This window comes from Variovorax sp. 01T439_2 (assembly GCF_056398445.1).
In genome coordinates, this window is sequence record NZ_JBFTPJ010001198.1 from 1 (window position 1) to 1,441 (window position 1,441).

Annotated in this window: 3 protein-coding genes; all 3 read right to left on the minus strand. The window is 62.4% G+C overall.

What is annotated here, in order from left to right; genetic code table 11:
- The coding region (locus AC1DOC_RS33465; RefSeq protein ID WP_478131543.1) for a hypothetical protein at window positions 1-800 on the minus strand (800 nt) is incomplete at its 3' end.
- Window positions 793-1,086: a DUF1799 domain-containing protein gene (locus AC1DOC_RS33470; RefSeq protein WP_478079216.1), complete on the minus strand. Its 294-nt coding sequence runs from the start codon at window positions 1,084-1,086 to the stop codon at window positions 793-795. The genes AC1DOC_RS33465 and AC1DOC_RS33470, both read right to left, overlap by 8 nt.
- Window positions 1,087-1,148: 62 nt before the next feature.
- The coding region (locus tag AC1DOC_RS33475; RefSeq protein ID WP_478131544.1) for a phage tail assembly chaperone at window positions 1,149-1,441 on the minus strand (293 nt) is incomplete at its 5' end.

Sequence of the window (1,441 nt, forward strand, 5' to 3'; positions counted from 1 at the left end):
GTCACGTAGGCCGCATTCAGACCTTCGTCGGCATACTCCTTCAGGAATCCGAGCAGCTCCGCGCCGGACTTGCCGAACAGTGATACGGCGACTGCAGTCTTTTCGGAACCGTCGGCGAACTCACCGAACGCGCGCGCAACGCTCTGCAGTTGCTCAACCGGGGATTGCTGCTTGAATTTGTCGAAGTTCAGGCCGAGCGCATTGATCGCAGCACCAACCGACTTCGCCTCGTCATCGGACTTCGACAGCGCAGCAGTGAGCTTGACCGATGCCGCTGCAATGGTGTCCAGCGAAGTGCCAGAGACGTCGGAGGCCGTCTTGAGAGAAGAGATGTTGACGGCTGTATCGCCGATCTTCTCGGCCAGGTCCTGGTAGTGACCGACTTGGTTGATGAGGGCAATCGTGCCGGCGTAGGTGGCTGCCGCCGCGGCGCCAGCGGCGGCAGCCAGGGCGATGAATCCGACGCGCAGGCGGTTGCCGATTTCTACGCCACGCTCGTAGCCCTCGTTCATCTTGAGGGCAGAGTCGGCCGCTTCAAGTTGCGCCTTCGATGCACCCTTGAGCGATAGCGCGTAAAGCTCAGACTCGCGCGTCGACATGCCGTTGGTGGCAGCGACGGTCTGGAGCTTCTTGACGTAGTTGTCGATCGACCGTGACGCGCGCGCGGACGCCGTGCCCATCGAATCRCCAATGTCCTTTCCAAGGCTGCGGATAGACCGCTTGGCATCGTCGACACCAGCTTTCAGCTTGGTCGCATCAGCCGACACTTCGATGACGCCGCGCCCGATTACATCAGCCATTTTTCTTCTCTTTCCTTGCGCGGTGCATGTGCTCGAGCGCGGCCACTTCCATCACCTGAAGGCAATCGAAGACGTCGTCTCGTTCGGAAGGGGGCGTCCTGGTGCGACGCCAGACCTCGGGCAGCGCGGAGTAATCGAAACCGGTCGCATAGCCCGAGTCGGTGCGCCACTGGGTCGCCAGCGCAGAGAACACCCGCATGACTTGCCAGTTGTCCGGCCAGACCTCGACCGGAGCGCGGCCTGGAGCGGCGCGGTCGCCCGCTTCTTCCAGCGTCAGCCCCCACATCGCCGCCTCTTCGGCGGTCGGCGGCTTGGGGTCCGGCGTGTAGAAGGCGCGAGCGACCGCCTTCAGTTTTTTGCGCGGTGCTGGACGAGTTCGTCGATGTAGGTCTTGTAGGTGGCCAGGGCCACGCCGATGTGGTTCTCGAGAAGCGTCCTCACGTTTTCCTCATTGAACTCATCGGTCAGGTCCCAGCCGACCACCATCTCCATGAACGAGTCGACGTCGCCATGGTCGTTGCGGGACTTCATGAACTCGTCGAGCGCGGTCTTCGTGCGGTGCTTGAAAGTCACCAGCACATCGACTGCATCGCCGCCGGCCACGGGGAAGCCCACCTTCGCATTGAAGGTGGGCGCCGCCT

Coding starts and splice junctions, on each gene's coding strand:
- AC1DOC_RS33470 (WP_478079216.1), bottom strand. CDS start 1,086: ATGTGGGGGCTGACGCTGGAAGAAGCGGGCGACCGCGCCGCTCCAGGC.